This is a genomic window from Streptomyces niveiscabiei, from assembly GCF_001419795.1.
In the GTDB taxonomy this organism is placed as follows: domain Bacteria; phylum Actinomycetota; class Actinomycetes; order Streptomycetales; family Streptomycetaceae; genus Streptomyces; species Streptomyces niveiscabiei.
In genome coordinates this window covers 1-1,435 of sequence record NZ_LIRL01001380.1, presented here as the reverse complement: position 1 = coordinate 1,435, position 1,435 = coordinate 1, and the positions used below count along the sequence as shown (strand labels likewise).

Sequence of the window (1,435 nt, the reverse complement as noted above, 5' to 3'; positions counted from 1 at the left end):
TCGCGGTGTGGTGGCCGGGGTGGCGGTCGGGGTGCTGCTGCTGGGGGCCGGTTGTTCGTCCGGGGACTCCGATGCGCGGGAGCCCGAGGGCGGGGCGTCCCCCGGGGCTCCTTCCTCCGCTTCGTCCGCCGGGAGCCCGGCTCCTCGCGGGGAGGCCGAGCCGCCGCCCGCAAAGGGGTCCGTCCGGGTCGTGCGGACCGTCGCCGAGGGGCTGAAGTCGCCCTGGGGTGTCGCCGCGATCCCCGGCGGGGGGCTGCTGGTGGCGTCCCGCGACGAGGGGACGGTCACGCTGGTCGAGGGCGGGGCCAAGACCGAGGTGGGCGAGGTGCCCGGGGTGTCGCCCGACGGCGAAGGGGGGCTGCTGGGGCTCGCCCTGTCGCCGCGGTTCGCCTCCGACCGGATGGTGTACGCGTACTTCACGTCCGAGTCCGACAACCGCATCGTCCGGATGCGGTACGACGTCCAGCGGCCGGCGGGGCAGCAGCTCGGGGCTCCCGACACGGTGTTCAGGGGCATCCCCAAGGGGCGTATCCACAACGGCGGGCGTATCGCGTTCGGGCCCGACGGGATGCTGTACGCGGGCACCGGGGAGTCCGGTGACACGGGGCTCTCCCAGGACCTCGACTCCCTCGGCGGCAAGATCCTCCGGCTGACCCCCGAGGGCGAGCCCGCGCCGGGCAACCCCACCCCCGACTCCCCCGTCTACTCCTACGGCCACCGCAACGTCCAGGGGCTCGCCTGGGACTCCCGGCAGCGCCTCTTCGCCGCCGAGTTCGGGCAGAACACGTGGGACGAGCTCAACGCGATCGCCCCCGGCGGCAACTACGGCTGGCCCGAGGTGGAGGGCAAGTCCACCGACGCCAAGTACCGCAACCCCCTCGCCCAGTGGTCCACCGCCGAGGCGTCCCCCAGCGGCATCGCCTACGCGGAGGGCTCCCTCTGGATGGCCGGGCTCCGGGGCCAGCGCCTGTGGCGCATCCCTCTGAACGGCACGGAGGCTTCCGCCGAACCGCAGGCATTCCTCACAGAGAAGTACGGGCGCCTGCGGACCGTCGTCGCCGCCGGGGGCAACAAGCTGTGGGTGACGACCAGCAACACGGACGGGCGCGGCGAGGTACGCGACGGGGACGACCGGATCCTGGAGCTTGAGGTGAGCTGAGGGAAGGACGGCCGAGGCGCAACACGGCCGTCGAGGCCACCGGCGGAGCCGGCCCGACACGCGGTCCCTAAGACCCGTCAGCCCTTCTCCGCATCGCCCCCGAGACCCTCACCCGGCGACGCCGGCTCCTCCTCCGCGCGCGCCACCCGCACCGTGACCTTCCCCGACGACAGATCTATCGGCCCCCGCCCCGGATCCCCGTCCCCGACATCCTCCCGCGTCAGCTCCAGCCGGTTCTGCTCGTCCTGCGTGTGCTTGCGGCCCGGGGAGAAGAGT

General features: G+C 73.7%; 2 protein-coding genes. One reads left to right on the top strand and one right to left on the bottom strand.

Annotated elements, in window-relative coordinates:
* The first annotated feature begins 7 nt into the window (after positions 1-7).
* On the top strand, positions 8-1,159 hold the full coding sequence (locus AOK24_RS44265; RefSeq protein WP_055725450.1) for a PQQ-dependent sugar dehydrogenase: 1,152 nt from the start codon (positions 8-10) through the stop codon (positions 1,157-1,159).
* A gap of 77 nt (positions 1,160-1,236) precedes the next feature.
* Here AOK24_RS44265 and AOK24_RS44260 read toward each other — a convergent pair.
* On the bottom strand, positions 1,237-1,435 hold a 199-nt coding region (locus AOK24_RS44260; RefSeq protein ID WP_055725449.1), incomplete at its 5' end, for a DUF6191 domain-containing protein.